Below are 25272 nucleotides of genomic sequence, written 5' to 3' on the forward strand. Positions count from 1 at the left end.
TCAGGCTGATAGGGGGAAGATAAGCAGCATTGTCGCGGGGACATCGCCCCCATGCGACAACATGCCGAATTCATTCAGGTGACAGGAAGCCAGCGGCGACCATCGCGTGCAAGCAGGGCATCTGCCTCGTCCGGTCCCTGTGACCCTGCAGGATAGAGGCATGGAGACTTGGCAGGATCGACGATCTGATCGATCGCAGCCCATGAGGCCTCGATGGTCTCGGCGCTCTGGAACAGCATCTGGTTCCCTGCCATGCAGTCGTGCAGCAGCGCCTCGTAGCCCACATTCGGCTCCTTTTTGAAGAAATCATCATAAAGGAACGTGCTGCGCACGGGGGCTATCGCCTCCTCAAGTCCGGGCTGCTTGGCATCGAAATTGATCGATACCCCCCTTACGGGATCCAGCAGGAACCGGATGACATTGCCGATGCGCGGATCGTTCATGTCCTGATTGAAGAGAGCGTAAGGTGGCTTTTTGAAGACAATACTGATCTCTGTTCGACGCCCCGAGAGCCGCTTGCCTGTGCGCAGATAAAAAGGCACGCCGCCCCAGCGCCAGTTATCTATGAACAGCCGCATCGAGGCGTAGGTTTCGGTCTGGCTGTCAGATGCCACGCCAGGCTCATTGCGATAACCCGGCACCTTGGTTCCGTTGAGAACGCCATCCGCATACTGCCCTGAAACGTAATCATCGGGCGTGATCGGTCTGATAGCCTGCAGGAGCCGCGTCTTTTCCTGCCTGACAGCCTCGGCTGCAAGGGAGGCTGGCGGCTCCATGGCAATCAGGCTGAGCAAAACGAAAAGATGATTGGGCACCATATCGCGCAACGCGCCGGTCCGCTCGTAAAACGCTCCGCGCTGCTCGACACCGATCGTCTCCGACGCTGTGATCTGGACATGATCGATATATTCGCGGCGCCAGATCGGCTCGAACAGCACGTTCGAGAAACGCGCGATCATGATGCCCTGATTGGCTTCCTTGCCCAGAAAATGATCGATCCGGTAGATCTGGCTTTCCTGCGCCTGGGCCCGCAACTGCTCGTCGAGCTCCCGTGCCGACGTCAGGTCATGACCGAAAGGCTTTTCGACCACGATGCGGCGAAAGCATCCATCTTCCTTGAGCAGACCAGCCTGACCCAGGCCGGAGGCGATCTGCGCGAAGAAGCGCGAGGCCACTGCCATGTAGAAAATGACATTGCTGTTCCCAAGGGTCGTGGCCAGCGCAGCGAAGATATCGGGGCGGGTAAAATCACCGGGCAGATAGAGCGCCTGCGCTGTCACCTTGTCCCACACATCACGGTCGAGATGGGGGCAGGAGAACTCGGCAGAGGGATCCCTGGCGTCCTGTTCAGCCAAGCCGAAAAGCCGCGCAGCCCATTCGGTTCCGGTCTGCTCGGGTCGGTCGACGGCAATGACCTGGAAATCGGCCGGCAGGGCATCGGCCACGGCGAGATCGTAAAGAGAGGGCAGAAGCAGGCGGCGCGTCAGATCGCCCCCTGCCCCGAAAATGACCAGCTTGCAGGGTTGAGATCCGGAGGCTTGCCCGATGACATTCTGAAGCTGGTCAGTGGTTATCGACATGATGCTCCTCCATCTTTCTCAATGAGCAAGATGGAAAAGCTTATCCGACACCAATAGATCGTCGAATTATTTTCGCGATCTCAAACAATAACGTGATCAGCCGTGACGGGGACTATCTCCCCCCAGCTGGCGAATGGTGGCGTCTTCAGGCTTGTCTTGCGGGAATTGCGTTTCCCAGCCTCCACCCAATGCGTTGTAAAGTCGGGCCAGATTGCTTGCTATGGTGGTCGTGCTATCCGCCAGCTGCAGTTGCGCCGACAGCAGGTCACGCTGGGCTGACAGGACATTGAGGTAATTCGTCAGACCGCTGCGATACTGATCCTGAGACAGGCTGAGCGCGCGCTGACCCGCCTCCACGGCGGCCTGCAACCCGTCACGGCGATGCTGCTCGTCACGATAGGCGATGAGCGCATTATCGACGTCGCGCCAGGCCTCGAGCACCGTCTCACGATAAGTGATGGCCGCTGCTTTCTGGGCATAGCGGTTCAGCATCAGCTGCCCGCGCAACCGTCCGCCCTGAAAGATCGGCAGTGAGATGGATGGCCCGATATTCCAGGCGCGCGCATTCCAGAACCCGAGATCGCGGAAGGAGAGCGATTGCAGTCCGAAATCAGCGTTGAGCGTGACCTTGGGATAGAACTCGGCCTCTGCCTCAGCCACATTCGCCACAGCGGCGTGAAGCTGCGCTTCAGCCTGACGAATATCCGGGCGGCGCTGTGCCAGCTCGGACGGAACCCCCACCGGCACACGCGGCGGCACGACCGGAATGCCTGCCGTACGGGTCAGCTCGTCATTGAGCGTTCCTGGCGGTGAGCCCAAAAGCAGGCTGATCGCATTGATCTGCTGGTCAACGCGCTGCTCCAGTTGGGCGATCTGGGCCGTGGTCGAGTCAAGCTGGCTCTCTGCACTGGTTACGTCGAGCTCGGTCACCAGACCGGTCTTTTGACGCTCCTTTGCCAGGGAAAGCGTCCGGACCTGCGTGTCCCGGTTCGCCCGCGTGATACGCAGTTGCTCCTGCAAGCCACGCAGGGTGAGGTAATCATTCGCCATGTCGGCTTGCTGCGCGATCAGCACGCCACGGCGTTGCTCGTCGCTCGCCTGCAGATCGGCCTTTGCCGCCTCATACTGCCGTGCAACACGCCCCCACAGATCGATCTCGTACTGGGCGTCGATGGAATATTTCCACTGGTTCAGCACTGGGATCGTGGCACTACCAACGCTCTGATCGAGCAAATTGGCGTTTTGCTGGCCAAGTGCCGTAGCGTTATCCTTCGCGACACCGGACAGGATGCGCTGCAGCGACTTGGTGCTGTATTGCGAGCGCGTATAGGAGCCGCTGGCTGACAGCCCCGGAAAACGCTCGGCACCCGCCATCAGCAGCTGGGCACGGCTCTGGGCAAGCTGGGCCGTGGCACGCTGAATGCTCAGATTTTGTGTAGCCAGGCGCGTTTCGAGCGAGGTCAGGGTCGGATCGTTGAAGATCTTCCACCAGTTTGGATCGGGGGCATCGGGTGTTGTACGACTGCCTGCCTGACCTGCGTGAGCATGCATGTCATACTGGCTGGGCGACCAAAGATCGGGCTTCTGGTATTTGGGCCCCACGCAGCCCCCAAGCGAGATGGCCATGGCGAGGGAAGCACCGCACAGCATGAGCGCGCGCGGGGAACGGCCTGTCTTCAAGGCGGAGCTCCGGAAAATCATGAAGGGGGTCATCAATGGGCACCTCCGGCCGGGCCTTTCTTGGCCACAGGGGAGAGCAGGAAGCAGAAGGGAACGACGAAGAACGCCATGATGCCGATCACCATGAATGTCTGGTTGTAGGCGACCATGGAAACCTGCTGCATGAAGCTCTGATAGTAACTGTGGATGGCGTATTGATGCGCCGCCGATGAGGTCATGCCTGCATCGGTGGCGACTTTCTGCACCGTATTCAGGTAGTCCTGTCCATTGGCGTTGTAGTCTGATGACCAGTGGGCCATCAGGCTCTGACGCACCTGCTTCGTTTCAGTGATTGCCGCCGTGGCCAGAGAGATTGCCAGCGACCCTACATAGTTGCGGGACATGCTGAACATGGCCGACGCATCGGAGTTCAATTCCTTGGGCAGGGTCGAGTAGGCGATCGTCGAGATCGGCACGAAGAGAAAAGCCAGGGCCGAGGTCTGGAAGATTCGGTATTCGACCAGATGGGCATAGCTTGTGGTGGGGACGAGTTGAGCCGAATAGAACATCGCCAGCCCCATCAGGAAGAAGCCGAAGGCAATCAGGTTGCGCACCTGAATGAAGCCCATCAACTTCCCGACTATAGGGATCAGACAGATGATGACCGCGCCGCCAGGTGCCAGAACCTCACCCGAGATCGTGGCGGTATAGCCGAGGACCTGCTGGGCGAACTGGGGCACGATGATGGCGGAGGCATAGAGCAGCCCGCCGACCATGGCCATCAGGAACGTCCCGACCGCGAAATTGCGATCCTTGAAGATGGCCAGATTCAGAAGCGGGTTCTTGGCGCGCAGCAGCCAGATGACGGCGCCCACCACACCGGCCACACCGAGCGCCGCCATGGTGATGATGAAATTCGACCCGAACCAGTCATCGTCTTCGCCACGATCGGCCATGACTTCGAGACAACCCAGACCGAGAGAGATCAGGCAGATCCCGATGACGTCTACTTTCTCACGCTTCTGCTTTTCCCATGGCGGATCCTCGACGAGGGCCGAAACACCAACCAGGGTGAGAATGCCGAACGGCACATTGACGTAGAAAATCCAGCGCCACGAATAGTTATCGACCAGATAGCCCCCGAGCAGCGGGCCAAGAATGGGGGCCACGATGGTGGCGATGGCGGTCAGACCAAAAGCCGCGCCGCGCTTTTCCGGCGGGAAGGTGTCGAGAATGATGGATTGCTGATTCGGCTGCAGACCGCCCCCGAAAAAGCCCTGCATCAGGCGGAAGATGATCAGCATAGGCAGGCTCGTCGATAATCCACACAGAAAGGACGAGACCGTGAACATGGCGATGCAGATCAGGAAGTAACGCTTACGCCCCAGAAGCTTGCCGAACCATGCGGATATGGTCAGCACGATCCCGTTCGCAACCAGATAGGAGGTCAGTGCCCAGGTGGCATCGTCATAGGAACTGCCGAGCGCGCCCGAAATATGTGGGAGCGCCACGTTGATGATGGTGGTGTCGAGCACCTCCATGAAGGCGCCCAGCGTCACAACCACTGCAATCAACCAGGGGTTGGCTTTGGGCTTCCAGTCGGCATGGTTGTTTTCGCTGGACGCGTCGCTCATTGGACAGTCACCGTCGGGACGACAGAGACACCCAGAGGCAGCGGCACGTTGGGATCGAGCCCGCTATCGATCAGGATCTTGACCGGTACGCGCTGGACGATCTTCACGAAATTGCCCGTCGCGTTCTCGGGCGGGAAGGCACTGAAGGCCGAGCCTGCCCCAAGCTGGATCGAGTCCACATGGCCATGCAGAGTCAGACCGGGATAGGCGTCGACGTCGATCTCGACCTTCTGCCCGGGACGCATCTTGGTGATCTGCGTCTCCTTGTAATTGGCCACGACCCAGACTTCAGGCTCGACGATCGAAAACAGCTTCTGACCCGTCTGGACGAAATCACCCTGCTCGACATTACGCTGCGAAATCCAGCCATCATGCGGCGCGCGCACTTCAGTCCAGCCATAATTGAGCTGGGCCTGCACCAGATCGGCCTCGGCGGCCTTCAGAGCCGCTTTCTGCTGCGCCATCGTATCGCGCTGGTTTTCGATATTCGGCTTGACCGGGGTAGCCTGCTGGAATTCACCCTCGGCGCGCATGACTTCGGCGCGGGCCTGGTCGAGTGCTGCCTTCGAGTAATCGATATCCTGCTGGGTGGTCGCTGCACGCGACACGCTGTGCTGGCGGCGATAATCCGTTTCGGCCTTGAAAAGCTGGGCCTGGGCGGAGGTCAGCGCACCCTTTGCCGCGATCAGACGACCGGGATAGTTCTGTTGCGCCACCTGAAGCATCTGCTGGGCAGCCGAGAAATTGGCCTGGGCCTGCGCGATGCTGGCCTCGGCCTTGTGCAGCGAGGCGATGTAGTCGCGATCATCGATCTTGACCAGCAACTGTCCGGCATGGACGAACTGGTTGTCATTGACCAGAAGCTGCTTGACATAGCCGTTCACATGCGGGGCGATCGAGACCTTGCGCCCTGTCGTGTATGCGTCATCCGTTTCGATCTGGTTGCGTGTCAGCAACCAGTATCCAAGCCAGGCGATCGCCACGACGATGACCACGAGAATCAGGATCACACGCAGAAGCGGGCTGCGTTTCTTGCCCCCGTTCTTCTTGTTGTTCTGATTGTCGCTCTTACCGTCATCACCCTGCGATGCGCGATTATCCTGCTCGTCGCCCTGCGCCATGTGCATCCTCTCGGCGTTGCCCCGCTTTGCCCGAAGCAACTCAGTTTTTGGGTCCGTTACCCCGAAATCTCATCGCCTGATCTGAAAATGACCGTTCGGTTCGGTCACGAACTAGCATAGCTTCCAGAAGCCATCAATCATCCGTTGCAGAGAATGTCTGGCCTTTCGCGGAACTGTCACATGCCCCTCACCCTTCGTTCCGCAGATCAAGTCGCTGTGATGAGAATAGGTTGCACCTGCAAAACTTGCCATTTGATGAAGTGCGTTTTCTGTTACGGGAAAGACACAGACCGACGCGCAGCACAGAAGCTCTCATGTGGCACACCCTGCCCGGCACACCGTAAATCGGCACGGCAGCGTTTCTCACCACCATTTCGGCCCACGCACAGCGCCCTTCCCGCAGGACATCGATGCGCTGCCCCTCTTTTCTTGATGCACTTGATGCCCGGCGGATCGTCGGGCATCACCTGTCTCTCACGCAGGATGCTGGTCGGGCGCATTGGCGTGCCCTGCCGGAATGCCCATATGGAACGCCCATGAGTGATCTCCTGCCCCTAACTATGGCCGAACGACTCATCCGGCAGGCCATGACGCCGTTTCCGGTTGAGGCTGTCCCACTGGAAGCCGCGTACGGGCGTGTCCTGCGCCAGGCAGTTCATGCCGAGCGCGCCCTCCCTCCCTATGACCGCGTGATACTTGATGGGATCGCCGTCGCCTGGCGTGACGGACAGACAGGCTGGGTTCTGAGCGGTACCCAGGCGGCCGGGCACCCTCCTCTGACCCTTGACCCAGGCCATGAGGCGGCACTGGCCGTGATGACAGGGTCGGTCCTGCCCCGTGGAGCTGATACCGTTATCCCGCGCGAGGATTACCGTCGGGAAGGAGATACGCTCATCCTGCAGAAGGGTGTCTCTCCAAAACGTGGGCAGCACATCCACCCCATGGGAGCCGATTGCGCCGCGGGTGCGGCGTTACTCGAAAGCGGCCTGATATTGTCTCCGCCCGAGATGGCGGTTCTGGCCGCGAACGGGATCAGCCAGCCTCTGGTTTCGGCAATTCCTTCCATTGCGGTCATTTCGACCGGAGATGAACTGGTAGCGCCCGACGCGCCCGTCGCTCCCTGGCAGATCAGACGCTCGAACGACTACGCCATCGCAGCCTCGCTCGCCCGCCGGGGTCTCACCCGACAGACCCTGCTGACACTGCCCGATGATCTGGCGATCCTGACGCTCAAACTCGACGAAGCGCTCGATACCCATGATGCCGTGGTGCTCAGCGGGGGTGTCTCCATGGGCGATTTCGATTTCGTTCCCAAGGTGCTTGCAGCCTTGGGCGTGCAACGGATTTTCCATAAGGTGGCCCAGCGCCCGGGCAAGCCGTTCTGGTTCGGCATCGGTAAATCCGGCCAGCCGGTCTTCGCCCTTCCGGGTAATCCTGTTTCCGCTCTGGCCTGCTGCAGCCGTCATGTCGTGCCGGCGCTGTTGCATGCCCAGGGCCTGAATCTGCCGCCCCGCCACGTTATGCTCGCTGCGCCGCTCACCCCCATCGCCACCATGACGCGCTTCGTCCCTGTGCGTCTCGGTCATGACGATCAAGGCCGGACGCTTGCCTATCCATGCCCCATGACGACTTCCGGCGATTTCAATCGGCTCGGCGCGACCGATGGTCTTGTGACCTTGCCGCCGGGCGATACGCGCTTGTCCGCAGGGACCGGCCTGGTTTTTCATGCGTGGTGAGACGACCCGAGCGGCGCCGCGTGATCGTCTTGCGCGCCCCTGGCATGATCTGCGCATTTCGGTCATGGACCGATGCAATTTTCGCTGCCCCTATTGCATGCCGCAATCAGTGTTCCATGACGATTTCGCCTTTCTCGACCCCGCAGCACGACTCGATTTCGAGGCGATCACCCGCATAGCGCGTGTCTCGGCGGGGCTGGGTGTCAGCAAATTGCGTCTGACCGGAGGGGAGCCGCTCCTGAGACCGGGGCTGCCCGACCTGGTTACCCGCCTCGTGGCGCTCGAGGGTATTGATGATGTGGCGCTCACGACCAATGCGGTTCTCCTCGACCGCCATCTCGACGCGCTGCACGAGGCTGGTCTGACCCGGCTCACGATCAGTCTCGATGCCCTCGATCCCGCAATTTTCAGTCGCATGAGCGGCGGGCGTGCTCAGGTTGAGACCGTTCTGGCCGCCATCGACCAGGCGGCGGAACGCGGCTTCTCCGGCGGGATCAAGATCAATACCGTCATCCAGCGCGGGGTGAATGAAAGCGAAATCCTGCCTCTGGCGGCGCGCTTCCGCCATAGCGGGGTCACCTTGCGCTTTATCGAATACATGGATGTTGGCACCCGCAATCACTGGTCGCAGGGCGAGGTGGTGCCCTCAGCCGAGCTCCTGTCGCGCATCGCTGAGACCTGGCCTGTCGAGGCACTGGCCCCGCTCTATCGAGGTGAGGTGGCGCGGCGCTATCGGTTCGTGGATGGCGGCGGTGAGATCGGGTTCATTTCCTCTGTCACCGCCCCGTTCTGTGGCGATTGCTCGCGTGCGCGCCTTTCATCGGAGGGGCAGATCTTCACATGCCTCTTCGCCAGCCAGGGCACAGATCTGCGCCCGGCCCTGGCCCAGAACTCCGATGAAGACCTCGAGGCAGTGCTGCGCGCTATCTGGCAGGCCCGCGCAGATCGCTATAGTGAACAACGCCATGACGGGGCGCCTGCGTCACGGGCGGGAGGGGCGCATGACCCGCAAGAGCGCATCGAGATGTATTATATAGGAGGCTGAGATGACATCCCTGACCCATGTGGATGAAAACGGCGAACGGCCTCGCATGGTCGAGATAGGCGACAAGCAGGTGACCCGGCGCGAGGCCCATGCGCGCGCCACGCTGCGTTTCCCCCCCGATGTCGCCCAGTCCCTTGCCGAGTCCGGCTACATGACCAGCAAGGGCGCCGTGCTGACCGTGGCACAGCTTGCCGGGATCATGGGAACCAAATCGACCGCGCAGCTCATTCCGCTCTGCCACCCCCTCGCCCTGACCGGATGCAAGCTCGACATTACCGTTGAGGGATGCACCGCGCTTATCGATTGCCGTGTGAAATGCGAAGGCAAGACGGGTGTGGAAATGGAGGCCCTCACCGGCGCGACCGTTGCCGCCCTCACCCTGTATGACATGTGCAAGGCACTCAGCCATGACATGGTGATCGAAAATGTTCGCCTCATGGGCAAGAGCGGTGGCAAGCGTGATTTCGGAGCAGGCTGACATGGCCAGCGTGACACTCGAATACTTTGCCCTTTTGCGTGACGAGGCTGGATGTCAGAGTGAAACGCTGCAAACCGAGGCATGCAATCTCGCCGCGCTTTACGATGCTCTCGCCCACTCGCGCGGCTTCACCCTGCCGCGCACGCGTTTGCGCGTGGCGGTAAATGCGCGTTTTGCCCCCTGGGATCAGCCCGTCAGTGAGGGCGATCATATCGTGTTCATTCCACCGGTATCCGGCGGATGAGCGCGTTCCTTCTGACAGATCAGCCCATCGATCCCACGGCATTCGCGCACGCCTTGAGATTCGACGAGGCAGGCGGGTATTGCAGTTTTGAAGGCTGGGTGCGCAATCACAGTGACGGGCAGGATGTGCTCGGGCTGGATTATCAGGCGTACCGCCCCCTCGCCGAAGCCGAGGCTCTGGCCGTGTTGCGCGAGGCCGAAACGCGCTTTGAGATCCTTGCCGCTTCGGCCATTCACCGTTTCGGCAGTCTCGCGATAGGGGATATGGCCGTCTGGATCGGGGTCTCAGCCGCGCATCGCGACGGCGCCTTTCTGGCATGCCGCTTCGTGATCGACGAACTCAAGCGCCGTGTGCCCATCTGGAAACGTGAACGCTATGCCGACGGTCATTCTGAATGGATTGCCTGTCACGATACCGAACTCTGAAACACGCAGAGGAAGGACCACTCCCTCTCCGCGTGGCGTGTAGAAGGCTATGCGCCACTCCCAGCCGAAGGGCCATCGCGCTCCGGCGACCCTTTTTCAGGGGACGTCAGACCAGGCGCCAACCGACGATGAAGAGAACGGCGGCGAGCACTGTACGCTGAACGCGCTCATTGACCTGCCCGACACAAAGGCTGCCAAGCACGATGCCCGGGATCGAGCCGCAAAGCAGCGAAACCAGCATGGGAATCTTAACCGCGCCCAGCCACCAATGCCCCATACCGGCAATAAGCGTCAGCGGCACGGCATGGGCGATATCGGACCCCACGAGACGGGCGGTGCTGAGATTGGGATAGAGCAGGATCAGGACGGTCATGCCGATTGCCCCGGCGCCCACCGAAGACAGCGTGACCATCACACCCAGCACGGCCCCCAATATGACGGTCAACGCCGCCGCACTGCGCGCCGACAGCTCACCCGCATGGCGATGCGACCATTCCTGCAATTCCTTGCGAAAGAACACACTCGGCGCGGTGATCAGGAGGGCAACGCCCAAAGCCGTGGAGACAAGACGGGTCGTGTCGTGAGACGGGCTGCCATACCAGTGCAGAAACATCAGGGATATTACCGTGGCAGGCAGGCTGCCTGCCAGCATGCGCAGCACCACACGCCACTCCACAGCGCCACGATGCCCATGAACCAGCGTTCCTACGGACTTGGTGATCGCGGCATAGAGCAGGTCGGTGCCCACTGCCGCCTGGGGATGCACCTTGAATAACAGGATCAGCAACGGGGTCATGAGCGAACCCCCGCCGACTCCGGTCATACCGACCAGAAAGCCAACCCCGAGACCAGAGAGGACGAAAAGCAGATTCAGATCGGCAAGCAATGACATGGCGGGGCCTTGATGGGCGTCGGGTGGCGTGAGGCGCGACTAGGCCATAATTCCAATCAACAATCAACGCTCATAGTGGTTTGAATTTAATGAACGATCCAATATCGTTGTTATTCATGTCCCGCTTTGCCATCTGCGCGAGGCATGCCAATAGTGGCGGAATTCTCAGATTTTGACCGGACGAACCATGCTCGACATCCAGATTCAGGCGCCGTTTCCAATCCTGCAGGGCAAGGGTGCCCCGGAATCGGAACAGACGCTGGTACTGCTCACCGGACCGGATTTCGATGTGGCGCACGGGCCGTTCACCCATCTCGATGCAGCAACTGGCGGGGCGCTCCGTCGCGCTGTTGCCATTTCACGCTTCAAGGGCCAGCGCGATCAGAGCTGCGTGCTGCTGGCTCCTTGCGCCGCACTCGCGCGTATCGTGCTGATCGGCTGCGGACCGGAGGACGAACTAGATATCCCGTGCATGGAAGCCGCCGGAGGTCAGGCGGCGCGTGCCGTGCGCGACACGACCCATGCCGATCTTGCCTTCGCCGGTCGATGCGCCGAGTTTGCTGCCCATGCCGCCTATGGCGCTGCACTGGGACGCTACAGCTTCGACCTCTATCACACGGATGAAGCCGAGAACGCGCCGCAGCTTCAGCGCCTGCATTTGGGTGTGGATGATACCGAAACCGTGCGCGTTCAGTGGGAGAGCCTGCAGGCCGTGGCCAAGGGCGTCTTTCGCGCTCGGGATCTGGTAAGCGAGCCGCCCAACGTGCTCAACCCGCCCGAATTCGCCCGCCGCATCGAGACACTGCGCGATCTCGGCGTGGAGGTGGAGATCCTCAATGCCGCGCGTCTGCGGGAGCTGGGTTTCGGAGCGCTGCTGGGCGTGGCCCAGGGCAGCGATCAGGAAGCCCGGGTTGCGATCATGCGCTATCGTGGCTCGGAGGACGCACCGATCGCTTTCATCGGCAAGGGCGTGACCTTCGACTCCGGCGGTATCTCCATCAAGCCAGCCGCTGGCATGGATGAGATGAAGACCGATATGGGCGGGGCCGCCGCCGTGGTCGGCGCGCTCGAGGCCGTGGCGCGACGCAAGGCCACCACCCATGTGATCGGGGTCGTCGGTCTGGTCGAGAACATGCTGTCAGGCAATGCGCAACGCCCCGGCGACGTGGTGCGCAGCTATGCTGGAAAGACCATCGAAGTGCTCAATACCGATGCTGAGGGGCGTCTGGTACTTGCCGATGTGCTGGCCTATGCAAAGGAGCGCTTCCAGCCGCGCCTGATGGTGGATCTCGCCACGCTGACCGGGGCCATTGTGGTCAGTCTGGGCCATGTGCGCGCGGGTCTGTTCAGCAATGACGACGCGCTGGCCAAGGCTTTGTTCGAAGCAGGCGAGACAACGGGTGAGGCCGTATGGCGCATGCCCATGGGCAAGGCCTATGACCGACAGCTGCGCTCGGATATTGCCGATATGAAGAACATCACGGGCCGTCCGGGCAGTTCCATCACCGCCGCCCAGTTCCTTGCGAGGTTCGTCGGCGACACGCCCTGGGCGCATCTCGATATTGCGGGGGTGGCTTGGCGCTCCGACGCGGCACCGCAATGCCCCAAGGGCGCAACCGGCTTCGGCGTGCGTTTGCTCGATGCGCTCGTGCGCCATCACGAGCAGGGAGAAACAGCCGCTTCATGAGCGCAATCGGCTTCTATCACCTGACGCGCACAACGCTGGAAGACGCGCTGCCTCCCCTTCTGGGGCGGACGCTCGACTCAGGGCAGCGCGCCGTGATCCGGTGCCGTGATGCCGCACAGGTCAAGCAACTCGATGAAGCCCTGTGGAAAGCAAAATCCCCCCTCTGGCTGCCTCATGGCAGCCAGAGCATGGGGCATGGTCCAAGACAGCCCATCTGGCTTACAAAGGGCGATGACGTGCCCAATGAGGCGCGTTTTCTGTTTCTGCTTGATGGCGGCATCGATACGGCGCTCGAGCGTTTCGAACGTATCTTCACCCTGTTCGATGGCAATGACACTCAGGCCGTCAGTCGCGCGCGCAGCTTGTGGAGCAGCGCGAAACAGGCCGGACATGACCTGGCCTATTGGCAGCAGCAGGAACGGGGCTGGCAGAAAGCCGGTTGAGCCTGACTGAACGGGCCCCTCCTGCCCCGTCACAACGAGCTCCACGCCAGAACACCCGTTTCTGCCTTCTTGAATCAAGAACCTTCATCCCAGGTCATGACATGTTCTGTCTCGAAGTTCACAAGACGCTCATGACCCTGACCTGAGCCTGGGTTCCGCCGTTTCCCTCTCGGACACGGGGCCATGCGACGCCATCACGGGTGTTGCCCGCCCATGATGAGGGAGAAACCACCCATGCGTCTCGATGGAAAAATCGTTCTGGTCACCGGTGCGGCTCAGGGGATCGGGCGCGGCATTGCGCTGCGACTGGCCAGCGAAGGGGCAAACATTGCCCTTGTGGATCTCAAGACGGACAAGCTTGAGAGCGTACGCGGCGAGATCGAGGCTCTTGGCCGCAAGGCGAGCGTCTTTGCTGCTGATGTCAGCCAGCGCGATGCGGTCTATGCCGCCATCGATCATGCCGAGACTGCACTCGCCGGATTTGATGTGATGATCAATAATGCCGGGATCGCGCAGGTGAACCCGATTGCCGATGTGATGCCCGAGGAGGTCGAGCGCATCTTGCGCATCAATATCCAGGGTGTGCTCTGGGGTATTCAGGCCTCAGCGGCCAAATTCAAGGCACGCGGCCAGAAAGGCAAGATCATCAATGCGTCCTCGATCGCCGGGCATGACGGGTTTGCCCTGCTGGGTGTCTATTCCGCGACGAAATTTGCGGTACGCGCCCTCACGCAATCGGCAGCCAAGGAATATGCGCGCTCAGGCATTACGGTGAACGCCTATTGTCCGGGTATCGTGGGTACGGATATGTGGGTCGAAATCGATGAGCGCTTCTCGACGCTGACAGGGACGCCCAAAGGCGAGACCTACAAGAAATATGTCGATGGCATCGCTCTTGGCCGGGCCCAGACGCCGGATGACGTGGCAGCCCTCGTCGCGTTTCTGGCCAGCGCGGACTCCGACTATATCACCGGCCAGTCGATCCTGACCGATGGCGGAATCGTCTATCGATAGGTCCAGATCCATCGTCGGGGTCTGCAAACCATGCCGGCCCCGCCAGGCGATTATCCGTTCAGAAGCTCAGCATTCCGGCAGGTTGACGGCGAGCCCGCCCAGCGAGGTTTCCTTGTAGCGCTGGTTCATATCCCGCCCGGTTTCGGCCATGGTGCGGATAACCTGATCGAGTGAGACGAGATGGGCACCATCGCCATTCAGCGCAAGCGAGGCCGCATTGATGGCCTTCACCGCGCCGAAGGCATTACGCTCGATGCATGGGATCTGCACGAGGCCCGCTACAGGATCGCAGGTCATACCCAGATGATGCTCCATGCCGATCTCGGCCGCATCTTCGATCTGTTCGGGCGTGCCGCCCAGGGCTGCCGCCAGCCCCGCCGCCGCCATGGAGGAGGCCACACCGACCTCACCCTGGCATCCGACCTCGGCGCCCGAAATCGAGGCATTGAGCTTGAACAACCCTCCAATGGCTGACGCCGTCAGCAGGAAATCACGCATCCCTTGCTGGGTACTCGCAGGGGGTAACGGCATGCAGTAATCGCGATAATAGCGCAGGACAGATGGAATGATGCCCGCCGCCCCGTTTGTTGGGGCTGTAACCACACGGCCCCCCGCCGCATTCTCCTCATTCACCGCAATGGCGAAGAGGCTGATCCAGTCCATGATCCCATGGGCCGAACGCATATTGGCACGTTCGCGCTCGAGCAGTTTTTCATGCAGGGCGGCAGCGCGACGCCGTACTTTCAACCGGCCCGGCAGGATGCCGGTCTGACCCATGCCCCGCGCGATGCAGGCCATCATCACGGCGATGATTTCATCGAGATACGCCTCGACCTCCTGCCTTGGCCGCAGGGCACATTCGTTTTCCAGAACCAGGGCGGCGATGCTGAGCCCGCTGGTCCTGGCCTGATGCAGCAGCTCCGCCCCGCTGGTAAAAGGGTGAGGCACGACGGGCTGGGCATAGCCCGCGCTCTCGGTCACGCTTTCGGAAACGATAAACCCACCGCCGACAGAGCAAAAACGCGCGCGATCAAGCACGTCACCGTCCGCATCGAGCGCTTCGAATTGCAGGGTGTTCGGATGGACAGGTGGGACGGTTTCCCGGTCAAGCACCAGATCCTTCTCCGGATCGAAAGGGATGAAGCAGTCCTGAAAACTGATCTGTTTCATCTCGGCAACGCGTGACACGATCCCGTCGGCAGCATCAGGGTCGACGCTCTGGGGCATTTCGCCGCACAAGCCGAGAATCACCGCCTTGTCCGTCGCATGACCCTGGGCCGTCCAGGCCAGAGAGCCATAGAGCGTGACACGAAGGCTTGCGACAGAAGCAGGGTCATGAAGCCCTGCGATGAAACGCTGCGCTGCCCGCATGGGGCCAACCGTATGCGAGGAGGACGGACCGATACCGATTTTAAAGAGATCGAACAGGCTGATCATGCGGGACTCATCGACAGACGGTCCGATGGACCAGGAAGCCTGTCCTCACGACTACCCTATTCCGTCTCCCGAGGTCCAGCCAGAGAGACGGGACCCGACGGTCAGCCGACCGCCCCATGTTGCCTTCAGATTGAGCCTCAGCTGACCATGCCTGTTTTCAGCTTCGGTCCGCGCGCTGACGGGCTCGATCCCTCAGCCTGCGCGGGAGAGACGGGCGATCGTGCCCACATCGACACAGAGATGCGCGGCGATCGCCTCAGGGGAGGCGGCGGCAAGCCATTGTGGCAGGGAAAGGTCGTGATAGTGATCCGAACGGAAGATTTCCAACACTGTCAGTGTGGTCTCTCCATCATTCCGCAGATGATACCCCTCCCCACGGGGCACATGACACACCATTCCCGGTGCGAGACGCGTGACTTCGCCTCTGTGTCCTGACGCGAGTTGGGTCAACAGGCCAGTGCCTTCAATGCAGATCTGCCAGACCGCCGTATTGAGATGCCAATGCAGATCCGTCCGGCAATCCGGCATGATTTCAACGAAGGCGGCAGAAAGCGCATCGGGATCGCTGAAGACGTCGGCCTCGACCACCCTGATGCTGCCCCAGCCCGTCTGTTCGGCCTCCTGGGACAGCAGACCATGGCGCAGCGCGCCCTTATGGCCATAGCTGTCCTCACGTCCCCAGGGCTCGCCAAGCGCGTTATCCTGGGTTTCGCGACCTCCTATGAATGCTATGAGACTCGCCCCGCTTGGACCATGGGCGTGAAAAGATGCCTCTGCATCAGCGGGAACGCTCCAGACGTCACCCGCCTCGAGCATGTCATGGCGGTGATCACCCAGGCTTCCATACGCCATTTCGAGCCGGGCAGAGCCGGAGATCACCATCCCCCAACCTCTGGCCTTGCAGCGGGAAGCCCCCTCATCCGAACCGGCACCGAGATGATGATGTTCGACCCTGACATCGGGCACGCCATAAGGGGCAACGCGTTCAGACCACGCCCATCCCTCGGTTCCTGCGCCTGGCGACCGCACGCGACAGCGCGCTCTGTCACGAAAACGCGTCGCCCAGAACGGACCAGGCCGTCCCTCGCTGGACGGTTCAGCCATCGACCCGTTCAGCCCGAACAGTCGCTGGATAACGCGATGGTCGAAAGACGCCATGGCTGGCCTCCTTTTCTGGTTCGGCTGCGATCTCCATGATTCCCCGCGCTCAGGATAACGTCAGGCCGGAAAGAAACGCCTAATATTCACGGAGTCGTGATCGGTCGCTGAAGCACGTCAACAAACGTCTTTCCTCATCTGGCGCTTCGATCCCTGGAATGAAAAGGAAGTTTTCATGAAACAGGTGGTTTTTCGCGATGGCCTCTCGGTTCCAGCACTGGGAATGGGCAGCTGGAACATAGGCGACTCGGTGGTCTCGCGCGCTGAGGAGATCGCCAGCCTGCAGGAGGGGCTCGATCTGGGGCTCAGCGTGATCGACACAGCTGAGATGTATGGCAGTGGCCGGTCTGAGCGGCTGGTAGGAGAGGCCATACGCGGCAGGCGGGATCAGGTCTTTCTCGTCTCCAAGGTTCTGCCCTCCAATGCCACCTATGAGGGAACGCTCAGCAGTTGCACGGCCTCGCTCGAAAGGCTGGGAACCGATCATCTCGATCTCTATCTGCTGCACTGGCGTGGTGGCGTACCGCTTGAGGAAACGCTGGATGCGCTCGTTCATCTGCAGGATCAGGGATTGATCCGACGCTGGGGGGTCTCGAATTTCGACACGGAAGATATGGAGGAGCTGGACAGCCTTAATGAGGACTGTGCCGCAAACCAAATTCTGTACAATCTCGAAGCGCGCGGCGTGGATCATGACCTGCTGGCGCGCGACCGGCAGGCGCAGATCGTTTCGATGGCCTACTCGCCCCTGGGTCAGGGGGGCGCCCTGTTGCACGAGCCCGTACTTGCCACCATAGCCCGCGCCCATGAGACGAAAAACGGCCCTGCCACACCGGCCCAAATCGCCCTTGCCTGGACGATCAGGCATCCGAACCTTCTCTCTATCCCCAAAGCAGGCTCACGCCGCCATCTGCGTGAAAACATAGCGGCGCTGTCCATAGAGTTGACGTCAGAGGATCTGGCCCAGCTGGACGCGCATTTCACGCCACCTGATGAAAAGAGGCCTCTCGAAATGATCTGACACCACAGAATGACGCAGGCAACCTAGACTGGCAGACGCAATCCAGGTGCGAGATGCGTTCCGATCGCTCCTTGCCTACGTTTCATACCAGTAGAATGGCCTGCAATGCTTAAAGTCACAGAATTATTTACTTGGATAACGCACATTCCCCGCGCGATAATCCTGACATAAAACAATCTCCGGCGGAGAAACGGGATGACGAAAGAAGAATTTGAGACCTATCTCGTGGCACACCCCCAGATTTCCCGTGATCTGGAGCGTGAGCGCCGGGTCTGGGTTTCGAGCCTTCCCAGCACCCAGATAGAGCGTTTCACGGCATTTCTTGGCGAGCGTCTTGGTATGACTCTCGCCTTCAGGCAGATCGAGCCTGAACTGGAATTCGTGCTCTACGACCCCGAAGCCGCAGGCAATGGCAGCAATGATCTGCTGACGCTCGCGCAACAGCGCGCCGGGGAATACGGTCCGCTCTGAAGCGCCATGGTGAACAGCGCGTGATCCGACGCTCTGCAATGACGGCGAGGCGCTCAGGACCCTCCAAGGACCTATTGGCGCACTGGATCGACTGGTTTTAGCGAAGCGCCTTCCACCCACCGCGCCGGATACGGGACGCGCCGGATACGGGGACGCGCCGGAGGAAGCTTCGCATCCCCGGATTTCCCACGCGGGAATTGGGCTCGACCGGGAATTGCGTTAAGACAGGTCCTGAACACCCCGGCCATGTCAGGACTTTCCCCTGTTTCCAGCTTTCGCCCTCGTCTTGTTGCTGATCTGCCTGGTCGTGCGCCTGGTATCGGCACCTTTGAAGGGACCGACAGCGGCAGTGTCGCGCGGCGTCGTGCTTGGCCTGCAAGCAATTGCAGCGCTCTGTGGCGCGCTCAGTCCGCATGAAGCCAATCTTTCCGCCCTGACGCTCGACCCGCTCAATGCCTGCTGGCTGCTGCTCTGGACGGTGTCGCGCATCCCTCACGCCGCGAGACAGGATGCCCTGACAGAGGCCTTGGGCGGGCTTGGCCTGCTTTGCGATAGCACGACGCTCGCCCTGCTTTGCTTTCTGCCCTGTCTCGCGCAGACACATAGACAGATACCGGATGCAGACGTGGCGCCGCCCCGCTCGGCCTGGCGGCTGGGCTTGCTGGCGCCGGCCTCCTGTCTCCTTGCCCTGCTTCCATTCGTCCCCGCCCTGGCGTTTCTGGCACCGTTGGCTGGACTCGGCTTGCTGCCGGCTTTCGCCGAGCTCCCGCTTCTGGCCTATGCGCTTCTCGTGCCTGCCCTTCTCGACACGACCTCCCTGTTCTGGCCACTCTGCCTAATCCTCGTGGGAGGCGGGCTCTGCCTGACAATGCCAGTCGGCAAGGGACTCGCAGGCTTTCCGCTGCTCCTGCTCGGGCTGACCATGTGCGCCCGGATCGGTAATCTGCCTGACACGGCCATGGCGGGCGCAGAAGCAACGATCCTCGCACTGGCTCTGACGGGGCTCGGGAAAACCGGCTTCCTTTTCCGGACGCCCCTGCCTCCACTCGCCGGGTTTCTGCCCTTCTGGCTGGCCCTTCACGTTATTGATGCGCTTTGTGGTCTCTCTCCTGCCTGGACCGCTGGCGGAGTCATGCTGAGCCTCGTGATCGGCGTGCTCATGATCCGAAGCTGGCTCGCCGCATGGCAGCAGGCTGCGCGCTCTCCACCCTCTCTGAGCCAGACATCTCTTGCTCCGGTCACGCTCGGGCTGGTCCTCTCGATCTGTCCCGGTCTGTTTCTCGGTCTCGTGCACAAGGCCCTGCTCGTCATGGCGGGCAGCAGCGGCGATACCTGGCGTGGCTGGCCGCTCTGGTCGCTTGCCGGGGGCGATGGCGCCTTCTGGTATCCTGCGCTGATTTTCCTGATTCCAGCCCTCGTCGCGCCTCTCCTGATCGGGCCCCTCCTGCCCACTCGTACAGGCATCCCGCCCTGGCCGATTCCGGAATTCCGGCTGCGCCTGCCGTGGACGATCAAGCGTTTCATCGTAACCGGGGTGCAGCGTTTTGGTGCGCTCGTGACGTTTTTGCACGGCGCGAGGGACATGGGGCAGATGAACGGGCGATCGACCCGCGCATTTGAGACCCCACTCATCCGGCAAGCACTCCCGCTCTGGCTGGCAGTACTGGCGGTTGCCCTCGCCTGGCTGGGCTGGACGGCATGATCGCTGCGTTTCTTCTGGCTCTGCTCATCACCGTCGCCCAGATGGTCACGATCGCGCTTCTGGCGCCCTTCCTGACCGATCTGGAATGCCTGACCGGTAATCTTCTGGCTGGCCGCAGCGGTGTCCTGCCCGGATGGCGCTGGCGACAGATACGTGCAGGCTGGCGCAAGAGAGGGGCTATTCCAGCCCTGAGCCGACTGAGCCTGTGCTCGGTTCTTCTCGCCATGACAGGCATCCCCCTGGCCAGCACGAGGCTGCTCTTCGGCTTTTTGTCCGAGCCTCTCGCCTGCGGTGTCCTGCTGATCCTGGCATCGGGCTGTCTTTGGGCTCAGACTGTCAACGCTGCCCCGACCCCCGTGATCGCCCTGCGTCTTAGGGCTGCCCTCGGGAGGCTGGGGCACGATCTTATGTTTCTGGTGCCTCTGCTCGCACTCACAGGAACATTGATCACGGTCGGGCTTCCCGGCGCGGGGACGCTTCTGGGTCTGCTGCAACAACGCCTGCTGCAGCCCGCCCCGGCCCTGATGGGCGGTCTCGTCTTCATGGCGGCTGCGATCCTGCTCGTCCTCAATCGGCGCTTCCTGTCCCAATCCTGGAACGAGGACCTGATTGCAGGGACGCAGGGGCGCCATCGCAGCCTGATGCGCTACCGCCACGATCTCTCTGTCTGTTGCTGGTATCTTCTGGTCGCCGATCTGGTCTGGCCGGATTCCCTGGCCACGAGCAATGCCACCATCGGGCATCTCGCCCTGCTCTGGTGCGTCGCGGCTCCGCTTAAGCTCGCCCTGCTGGTCTGTCTCGCCGCTGCCTGGCGCGCCATACGCCCGCTGCCCTCGGGGCGTCTGGCCCTGGTCCTGAGCGGTGCGGCCATTCTGCTGGTTCTTGCCGGGAGGCTGGGTACGTGACGGTTCTGCTTGGCCTGATGCTGCTGATCGCCCTCGCCGCCATAGGACGCGACAGCCGCGTGCTGCCTTTTCACGGCACCTGCGCCGCCGCCTGTGTCTCCGCGATCGGCTATGGCGCGCCCGCCCTGACGGCATTGATCCTCCTTCCCTTGCTGAATGGTGCAGGCTGGATGATGCTCCGCCGCCATACCGGCTGGCGTGCCGGCGATCTTCGCGCGCGGCGTGCTGCGCAGCAGGCTGCCTCCCTCGCTGTCTGTGCCTCCATCGCCCTGCTCCTTCTGACGGCGCTTGCGGCAACGCCGGGCTTGCCGGTTCTGATCTGCATCGGGATCGTATTCTCTGGGCTTTGCGCGGCCTCCCTGCCGATGCCCCTGATGCAGCTCACCGGCTTGCTGAGTGCGCTGAACGGCCTTCTCCTCATGGGGGCGCACCGACAAAGCTGGGCGCTCGTTCTTGGCGCAGCACTGGTCTGGATCGGGCTCCTGGCCCTCGGACGCTGGCTTATGCCCCGCCTGGCCTGGCTCAGAACGGATAGTACCAGCCATGGCTGAAACCCTGCATCAGATCGCCCGTTTCCTGATACCAACCTGGCCCCTGCTTGCCGCCTGTCTGCTCGCCTTGCTGCCGGAAAAGCGGGCAGCGGGCTCGGCACGTCTCTTTGCTCTGACCGGTCTGGCGCTGACCGTATTGCTCACCCCCCTTGTTGCCGGGCAGGATCTGATTACGCGCTGGACCTGGCTGCTGGCGGCAAGTGTTCCCTTTCTTTCCCGGCGTGAGGGGAGCCGACGCCTCACGCTCTGTCTCGATTTTCTCGCCTGTTTCGTGACCATGCTCGCTCTCGGCCTTCATGCCGTGCTCCCCGTTGCCTGCCTGATTGCCTGTGGGGCGCTCCTTCTCGCCCTGCGGGAGTCCCTTGCCACCACACGGGCAAGGCAGGCCTGGGAGTCGATGCGCCTGCGTCTGGCCGGGACGATCCTGACCCTGCTTGGTTCAAGCCTGACGAGTTTCAGCCCTGATCCGGCCACGCTGAGATTGGGCGATCTCCTCTTGTCCATTGGGCTATGCCTGCTTGCGGGACTGGGTGCACCGGGTGGCTTGGCCTCTTCCTTCGATTCAAGCCTGATCCCGCCCACCGAACGCGCCAGCGCGCTTCTGGACATGCTGCTCTGCATCGCCGCCATTGCCCTCATGATCCGGCTGCCCGAACGCGACATCACGCACACCGTGCTGGTCCTGGCCGGGCTGGCTGCCCTGTGGCTGGGAATTCTCGCGCGGCAGGACGGCGTACGCTCTCTTATCGCACTCGCCATCGTCTCTACCGCCATACCGGGCGGGCATGTTCCGGCGATGCTGTTTCTGAGCACGGGGCTCGCCCTCGCAGCCGAACCGGCGCTCGACAGCCGCTCAAGGCGCTGGGTCGCCTGCGGCCTGCCCCCCTGGCCGCCATTTGCCGCGAGCTGCGGCTTGTTGGCCGGATTGATGCGGAGCAGCCCGCTCTCGGGCGGGCTCGCCGCCCTACTCACGGTGATTGGGCTGGGAGTTATGGCCAGCCGATCCGGTCTGGCTGGCGCTCTTCCCTGCGTATGGCGCGACCGGCTGATCCTGCTTCTGCTCCTTGGGCTGGGTCTTGTCGCGCCCTTCCTTCTCCCGGCGGTGCACACAGGACAGGATTTTTCCCTGGGCTGGATGGCGCCATGACGACCATGATCGCGCGCATCCGATCCGGCGAGCGTATAGCGCCCTTCCATCATGCGCTTGATGAGACTCAATGGCGCGCGATGATCGCGGCCAGGGCCGGCTGGTTCATCGCCCATTGGTGCGATGACAGCCGGGCCTATGTCCTGTTTCTCGATCAGGAAACACCGGTCATGGCCAGTACGCCGCTGATCGAGGGACGGTATTTCGCGCTCTCATCCGTGCTCCCCGCCGCGTCATGGCCTGAGCGTATTGCTCAGGATTTGTGGGGATGCCTTCCTCTTGGTGCGATTGAAACGGAGCCCGCTCTCGATCGCGGGGGATGGGCCAGCATCGCACCGCTCTCGCGCCGTTCGGTCCCCTCAGATCATGCTCCACCATCTGCTGCCTTCGGGACGGCGCTTCAGACCGACATGCCGCCCTTCGCCTGGGAGATGGGACAGGTCATACCTGGTGCCGCTCATAGAGGCTTTCTGCAGGGGGTCCTTGGCCGAAAGCCGGAGGAAGCCCTGCGTCTGATCGGACGCAGCGTTTCATCCGCTTTCGTCGCGGCCCCCCTTGCCTATACTCAGGCGATCGAGCAGGCGCTGGGCATCGTCCCCTCTGCGGCATTGCGCGATGCCCGGATCATGCTGGCAGAAATCGAGCGCATCACGGTGCATTGTCGCGATATGGCGCTCATGGCACGCCTGACCGGGTTCACGCTTCTCGCAAGCCACGCCGCTCTGGCCGAGGATCTCTGCGCTGAGCTTTGCCTTCACCATGGGGCGACAAGACGTCTGACCGATACGATCACCCCCGATGGGATTGCCTCCGGGATCGATATCTGCGCGCTGGCCCATGGGATCCATGACGCCCTCATGCCACGCCTTGCCGTGATCGAGGGGCTGCACGCCCGCATGGCAGAATCCCTCGAGGGACTTGGCGTCATCACGCCGGGGCGGGCCGAGGCGCATTGTCTCGGCGGGTTGGTCGCTCGCGCTTCAGGGCGCTCCTTCGATCTGCGTCAACTCGAAGACGACATGCGCCACGTTCCCGGTCGCGCCGGATCGCGTTTGGGGGGCGATGGCTGGGCACGACAATGCCTTCGCCTCGACGAGATACGCGACTCCCTGCGTCGGCTGGAGCGCGTTGCTGCGGCGTTTGGCGCGCCACTTCCCCAGGCTGAGCCGATCGCGACGGGTAGCGGCGAGGGCATTGGCGCGGTGGAAGGGCCGCACGGTGAAATCTGGTGCTGGGTGAGACTGCGCGATTCCTGCCTGGATGGCTTCATGCTGCGCGACCCGGCCCTTGCAACCCTGTCGGTCCTCCCCTCGCTGATGCGCGGCAGCTGGGAAGATCGCCTCGTTCTGGCCTCGCTTGGCTATGATCCGGGCGGGGCGGAACAATAGCATGGCTTCAGGTTAAGGCCTTGATCGGCACCTCTTCGTCGACGGGCTGCTTCAGGATCCTGTCGGGAGCCGTATCGGGCGGCGAGACGGAAGAAGCTTCCCTGGCTGTGTCCTTGGCCACCCCGCCTCCCCCGGTCATGCCTGCATGCTGCGTGGGACGCAGCGAGCAGATGATGGCGCGCCAGAGCCGCGTGATAAACATGGCCAGACTGCTGAACACCGTCGCATAGCAGGCGCCTTTGAGCGACCATACTGAAGTCAGACCATAGAGCACCGGAAAATAGGCCAGGGTGATCCAGGTGCGGTTGGCCATCAGATAGCCGATCTGCCCCATGACGGTAAGCAGCGGTTCGAGCGGCACGACGAGCAGGGTCAGGACCGCCGAGACAAGCATGATCGAGATGTAATAGGTCGTGCCGTGCAGATGGATATGCAGCATCAGCGAGAAGATGCGCCCCCCGAAGAACGCCGCCACCAGCAGCAGCGCCACCGAGACGGCGCAGAGCATGAAGAAGATCTTCCAGGTGATCCGCTTGAGTCCCGACCAGTCCTGACGATCGCGCATCTTGACCAGTTCGGGATAGAGCACGGGAGAGAGCATCTGGGCCGGGGTCACGATCCCGTCAGCAATCTGTCGGCATATACGGAACACGGCGGCCTCGGCCGAACCCAGAAGCGACCCGACGACAAGCGTGCTGATATGCCCGGACACGGCACCAAGAGTCTGATTGATGCTGGTCGAACGCGTGAAGGCCCACATTCCCGGCAATTGCCAGCGCCACTGACCGAACACATCACGCGGATGCAGGCGCAAACCGATTTTCTGGTGCAGGGTGGTAAGCGCAAAATACAGGAACAACCCGTAATCCATCAACACGGCTCCGGCCCAGACGAGCACGAAGAAGCCGAGCTTGAGATGCAGCACGAAGCCCAGCGCCGTTCCCGCCGTACGGAAAATGGCGGTGCAGGTATCGCTGATCGGCACGAGATGGAAACGGTCCGTCAGGCGCAGAACCCCGTTGCTCCAGCCGGTATACATGAACGGACAGATGAGAGCGTAGCCATAGGCGAGCATCGTGACCCAGGGGGTCCAGTGAGCGACATGACTATAAAACGCGACGCTGATGACCCCGATCGCGATGGCCACCACCGCCGAGAGCATGTCCAGCCGGATACAGAAGCCGAGGATTTGTCGCAAAAGCGCGAGGTCGCGCCGCGCGTAGGGCTCATTGCCGTAGCGGATGAATGTTTGCCAGGATTGCATACGCGAGAAGGTGGACGCCATGATCCCCAGAGAATGGATCAGGATCAGCAGGCCGAACTGGGCAAGCCCAAGGGCACGTACGGCAAACGCAATATAGGCGAAGCTGCAAATGGCCGTGGCAATGCGCCCCAAGGTCAGAAAGCTGACATTATGGATGATCCTCTTCGCGGCTGTCGGATGCTTCGGCATGAACGGGTTGTGAACGTGCCGCCCTGAAATGGGAAGAGAGGGATTGAAAAAACTTCGGCCCCCTCGATCCTTGCGCTTGCA

The 25272-nt window shown here is 61.7% G+C and carries 23 protein-coding genes; 15 read left to right on the forward strand and 8 right to left on the reverse strand.

The window, feature by feature from the left end; genetic code table 11:
• Positions 1 to 74 precede the first annotated feature (74 nt).
• The 4 genes from zwf to WFJ47_RS07075 form a co-directional block, all read right to left on the reverse strand.
• Positions 75 to 1580, reverse strand: coding sequence for a glucose-6-phosphate dehydrogenase (zwf, locus tag WFJ47_RS07060; RefSeq protein WP_336761892.1), 1506 nt, complete (start codon positions 1578 to 1580; stop codon positions 75 to 77).
• A gap of 96 nt (positions 1581 to 1676) precedes the next feature.
• On the reverse strand, positions 1677 to 3230 hold the full coding sequence (locus WFJ47_RS07065; RefSeq protein ID WP_233582021.1) for an efflux transporter outer membrane subunit: 1554 nt from the start codon (positions 3228 to 3230) through the stop codon (positions 1677 to 1679).
• A gap of 62 nt (positions 3231 to 3292) precedes the next feature.
• Complete coding sequence (locus WFJ47_RS07070) at positions 3293 to 4873, reverse strand: DHA2 family efflux MFS transporter permease subunit (RefSeq protein ID WP_127101778.1); 1581 nt, start codon at positions 4871 to 4873, stop codon at positions 3293 to 3295.
• The gene (locus tag WFJ47_RS07075) at positions 4870 to 5994 is read right to left on the reverse strand and encodes an HlyD family secretion protein (RefSeq protein WP_336761894.1); all 1125 of its coding nucleotides are present in this window, start codon (positions 5992 to 5994) and stop codon (positions 4870 to 4872) included. The genes WFJ47_RS07070 and WFJ47_RS07075 overlap by 4 nt, the downstream gene beginning before the upstream one ends.
• Positions 5995 to 6404: 410 nt before the next feature.
• Here WFJ47_RS07075 and WFJ47_RS07080 point away from each other — a divergent pair, with 410 nt between their 5' ends.
• From WFJ47_RS07080 to WFJ47_RS07100, 5 genes are read left to right on the forward strand one after another with little or no spacing between them, the layout of a single operon-like run.
• Complete coding sequence (locus WFJ47_RS07080) at positions 6405 to 7730, forward strand: molybdopterin molybdotransferase MoeA (protein WP_336761896.1); 1326 nt, start codon at positions 6405 to 6407, stop codon at positions 7728 to 7730.
• The gene (gene moaA / locus WFJ47_RS07085; RefSeq protein ID WP_336761898.1) at positions 7720 to 8775 is read left to right on the forward strand and encodes a GTP 3',8-cyclase MoaA; all 1056 of its coding nucleotides are present in this window, start codon (positions 7720 to 7722) and stop codon (positions 8773 to 8775) included. Before WFJ47_RS07080 ends, moaA begins: the two co-directional genes overlap by 11 nt.
• Position 8776: 1 nt before the next feature.
• Positions 8777 to 9253, forward strand: a complete 477-nt coding sequence (gene moaC, locus WFJ47_RS07090) for a cyclic pyranopterin monophosphate synthase MoaC (protein WP_336761899.1) — start codon at positions 8777 to 8779, stop codon at positions 9251 to 9253.
• 1 nt (position 9254) lies between these two features.
• Positions 9255 to 9497, forward strand: a complete 243-nt coding sequence (locus WFJ47_RS07095) for a MoaD/ThiS family protein (protein WP_336761900.1) — start codon at positions 9255 to 9257, stop codon at positions 9495 to 9497.
• Positions 9494 to 9922, forward strand: a complete 429-nt coding sequence (locus WFJ47_RS07100; RefSeq protein WP_336761902.1) for a molybdenum cofactor biosynthesis protein MoaE — start codon at positions 9494 to 9496, stop codon at positions 9920 to 9922. The genes WFJ47_RS07095 and WFJ47_RS07100 overlap by 4 nt, the downstream gene beginning before the upstream one ends.
• A 106-nt stretch (positions 9923 to 10028) precedes the next feature.
• On the opposite strand, the gene WFJ47_RS07105 is transcribed toward WFJ47_RS07100, so the two are convergent.
• Positions 10029 to 10814, reverse strand: coding sequence for a sulfite exporter TauE/SafE family protein (locus WFJ47_RS07105; RefSeq protein ID WP_127101772.1), 786 nt, complete (start codon positions 10812 to 10814; stop codon positions 10029 to 10031).
• A 187-nt stretch (positions 10815 to 11001) separates the two neighbouring features.
• On the opposite strand from WFJ47_RS07105, the gene WFJ47_RS07110 reads away from it, so the two are divergent.
• The 3 genes from WFJ47_RS07110 (at position 11002) to WFJ47_RS07120 (ending at position 13958) form a co-directional block, all read left to right on the forward strand.
• Entirely contained in the window at positions 11002 to 12501 is a 1500-nt protein-coding gene (locus WFJ47_RS07110; RefSeq protein WP_336761904.1) for a leucyl aminopeptidase, read from the forward strand.
• Entirely contained in the window at positions 12498 to 12944 is a 447-nt protein-coding gene (locus WFJ47_RS07115) for a DNA polymerase III subunit chi (protein WP_127101770.1), read from the forward strand. The genes WFJ47_RS07110 and WFJ47_RS07115 overlap by 4 nt, the downstream gene beginning before the upstream one ends.
• 234 nt (positions 12945 to 13178) lie before the next feature.
• Positions 13179 to 13958 carry an acetoin reductase gene (locus WFJ47_RS07120; protein WP_127101769.1) on the forward strand — a complete coding sequence of 260 codons (780 nt, stop codon included), beginning with the start codon at positions 13179 to 13181 and terminating at the stop codon, positions 13956 to 13958.
• A 66-nt stretch (positions 13959 to 14024) separates the two neighbouring features.
• On the opposite strand, the gene WFJ47_RS07125 is transcribed toward WFJ47_RS07120, so the two are convergent.
• Positions 14025 to 15395 carry an L-serine ammonia-lyase gene (locus WFJ47_RS07125; protein WP_336761907.1) on the reverse strand — a complete coding sequence of 457 codons (1371 nt, stop codon included), beginning with the start codon at positions 15393 to 15395 and terminating at the stop codon, positions 14025 to 14027.
• Between the two features lie 192 nt (positions 15396 to 15587).
• The gene (locus tag WFJ47_RS07130; protein WP_336761908.1) at positions 15588 to 16553 is read right to left on the reverse strand and encodes a cupin domain-containing protein; all 966 of its coding nucleotides are present in this window, start codon (positions 16551 to 16553) and stop codon (positions 15588 to 15590) included.
• Positions 16554 to 16728: 175 nt separating this feature from the next.
• On the opposite strand from WFJ47_RS07130, the gene WFJ47_RS07135 reads away from it, so the two are divergent.
• The 7 genes from WFJ47_RS07135 (at position 16729) to WFJ47_RS07165 (ending at position 23738) form a co-directional block, all read left to right on the forward strand.
• Entirely contained in the window at positions 16729 to 17574 is an 846-nt protein-coding gene (locus WFJ47_RS07135) for an aldo/keto reductase (RefSeq protein ID WP_336761910.1), read from the forward strand.
• Positions 17575 to 17769: 195 nt separating this feature from the next.
• A complete protein-coding gene (locus WFJ47_RS07140) occupies positions 17770 to 18045 on the forward strand; it encodes a hypothetical protein (protein WP_336761911.1) in 276 nt (91 codons plus the stop codon).
• Positions 18046 to 18373: 328 nt separating this feature from the next.
• The gene (locus WFJ47_RS07145) at positions 18374 to 19747 is read left to right on the forward strand and encodes a hypothetical protein (protein ID WP_336761913.1); all 1374 of its coding nucleotides are present in this window, start codon (positions 18374 to 18376) and stop codon (positions 19745 to 19747) included.
• Entirely contained in the window at positions 19744 to 20652 is a 909-nt protein-coding gene (locus WFJ47_RS07150; protein ID WP_336761915.1) for a hypothetical protein, read from the forward strand. The genes WFJ47_RS07145 and WFJ47_RS07150 overlap by 4 nt, the downstream gene beginning before the upstream one ends.
• Positions 20649 to 21203: a hypothetical protein gene (locus WFJ47_RS07155; RefSeq protein WP_127101750.1), complete on the forward strand. Its 555-nt coding sequence runs from the start codon at positions 20649 to 20651 to the stop codon at positions 21201 to 21203. Before WFJ47_RS07150 ends, WFJ47_RS07155 begins: the two co-directional genes overlap by 4 nt.
• Complete coding sequence (locus WFJ47_RS07160) at positions 21196 to 22350, forward strand: hypothetical protein (protein WP_336761917.1); 1155 nt, start codon at positions 21196 to 21198, stop codon at positions 22348 to 22350. Before WFJ47_RS07155 ends, WFJ47_RS07160 begins: the two co-directional genes overlap by 8 nt.
• Positions 22347 to 23738 (forward strand): hypothetical protein, encoded by a 1392-nt coding sequence (locus WFJ47_RS07165; protein WP_336761918.1) that lies wholly within the window; start codon positions 22347 to 22349, stop codon positions 23736 to 23738. Before WFJ47_RS07160 ends, WFJ47_RS07165 begins: the two co-directional genes overlap by 4 nt.
• Before the next feature lie 7 nt (positions 23739 to 23745).
• On the opposite strand, the gene WFJ47_RS07170 is transcribed toward WFJ47_RS07165, so the two are convergent.
• Positions 23746 to 25191, reverse strand: coding sequence for a lipopolysaccharide biosynthesis protein (locus WFJ47_RS07170; protein ID WP_336761919.1), 1446 nt, complete (start codon positions 25189 to 25191; stop codon positions 23746 to 23748).
• Between the last annotated feature and the right edge of the window lie 81 nt (positions 25192 to 25272).

The organism is Asaia sp. VD9, from assembly GCF_037150015.1.
Classification (GTDB): domain Bacteria; phylum Pseudomonadota; class Alphaproteobacteria; order Acetobacterales; family Acetobacteraceae; genus Asaia.

Bases quoted from the DNA above. Each gene is read 5' to 3' on its own strand.
- WFJ47_RS07110 (WP_336761904.1), top strand. From the start codon at position 11,002: ATGCTCGACATCCAGATTCAGGCGCCGTTTCCAATCCTGCAGGGCAAG.
- moaA (WP_336761898.1), top strand. From the start codon at position 7,720: ATGCGTGGTGAGACGACCCGAGCGGCGCCGCGTGATCGTCTTGCGCGC.
- WFJ47_RS07075 (WP_336761894.1), bottom strand. From the start codon at position 5,994: ATGGCGCAGGGCGACGAGCAGGATAATCGCGCATCGCAGGGTGATGAC.
- WFJ47_RS07165 (WP_336761918.1), top strand. From the start codon at position 22,347: ATGACGACCATGATCGCGCGCATCCGATCCGGCGAGCGTATAGCGCCC.
- WFJ47_RS07125 (WP_336761907.1), bottom strand. From the start codon at position 15,395: ATGATCAGCCTGTTCGATCTCTTTAAAATCGGTATCGGTCCGTCCTCC.
- WFJ47_RS07095 (WP_336761900.1), top strand. From the start codon at position 9,255: ATGGCCAGCGTGACACTCGAATACTTTGCCCTTTTGCGTGACGAGGCT.
- WFJ47_RS07140 (WP_336761911.1), top strand. From the start codon at position 17,770: ATGACGAAAGAAGAATTTGAGACCTATCTCGTGGCACACCCCCAGATT.
- moaC (WP_336761899.1), top strand. From the start codon at position 8,777: ATGACATCCCTGACCCATGTGGATGAAAACGGCGAACGGCCTCGCATG.
- WFJ47_RS07130 (WP_336761908.1), bottom strand. From the start codon at position 16,553: ATGGCGTCTTTCGACCATCGCGTTATCCAGCGACTGTTCGGGCTGAAC.
- WFJ47_RS07115 (WP_127101770.1), top strand. From the start codon at position 12,498: ATGAGCGCAATCGGCTTCTATCACCTGACGCGCACAACGCTGGAAGAC.
- WFJ47_RS07080 (WP_336761896.1), top strand. From the start codon at position 6,405: ATGCGCTGCCCCTCTTTTCTTGATGCACTTGATGCCCGGCGGATCGTC.
- WFJ47_RS07105 (WP_127101772.1), bottom strand. From the start codon at position 10,814: ATGTCATTGCTTGCCGATCTGAATCTGCTTTTCGTCCTCTCTGGTCTC.
- WFJ47_RS07170 (WP_336761919.1), bottom strand. From the start codon at position 25,191: ATGCCGAAGCATCCGACAGCCGCGAAGAGGATCATCCATAATGTCAGC.
- zwf (WP_336761892.1), bottom strand. From the start codon at position 1,580: ATGTCGATAACCACTGACCAGCTTCAGAATGTCATCGGGCAAGCCTCC.
- WFJ47_RS07100 (WP_336761902.1), top strand. From the start codon at position 9,494: ATGAGCGCGTTCCTTCTGACAGATCAGCCCATCGATCCCACGGCATTC.
- WFJ47_RS07160 (WP_336761917.1), top strand. From the start codon at position 21,196: ATGGCTGAAACCCTGCATCAGATCGCCCGTTTCCTGATACCAACCTGG.
- WFJ47_RS07120 (WP_127101769.1), top strand. From the start codon at position 13,179: ATGCGTCTCGATGGAAAAATCGTTCTGGTCACCGGTGCGGCTCAGGGG.
- WFJ47_RS07150 (WP_336761915.1), top strand. From the start codon at position 19,744: ATGATCGCTGCGTTTCTTCTGGCTCTGCTCATCACCGTCGCCCAGATG.
- WFJ47_RS07135 (WP_336761910.1), top strand. From the start codon at position 16,729: ATGAAACAGGTGGTTTTTCGCGATGGCCTCTCGGTTCCAGCACTGGGA.
- WFJ47_RS07070 (WP_127101778.1), bottom strand. From the start codon at position 4,873: ATGAGCGACGCGTCCAGCGAAAACAACCATGCCGACTGGAAGCCCAAA.
- WFJ47_RS07065 (WP_233582021.1), bottom strand. From the start codon at position 3,230: ATGCTGTGCGGTGCTTCCCTCGCCATGGCCATCTCGCTTGGGGGCTGC.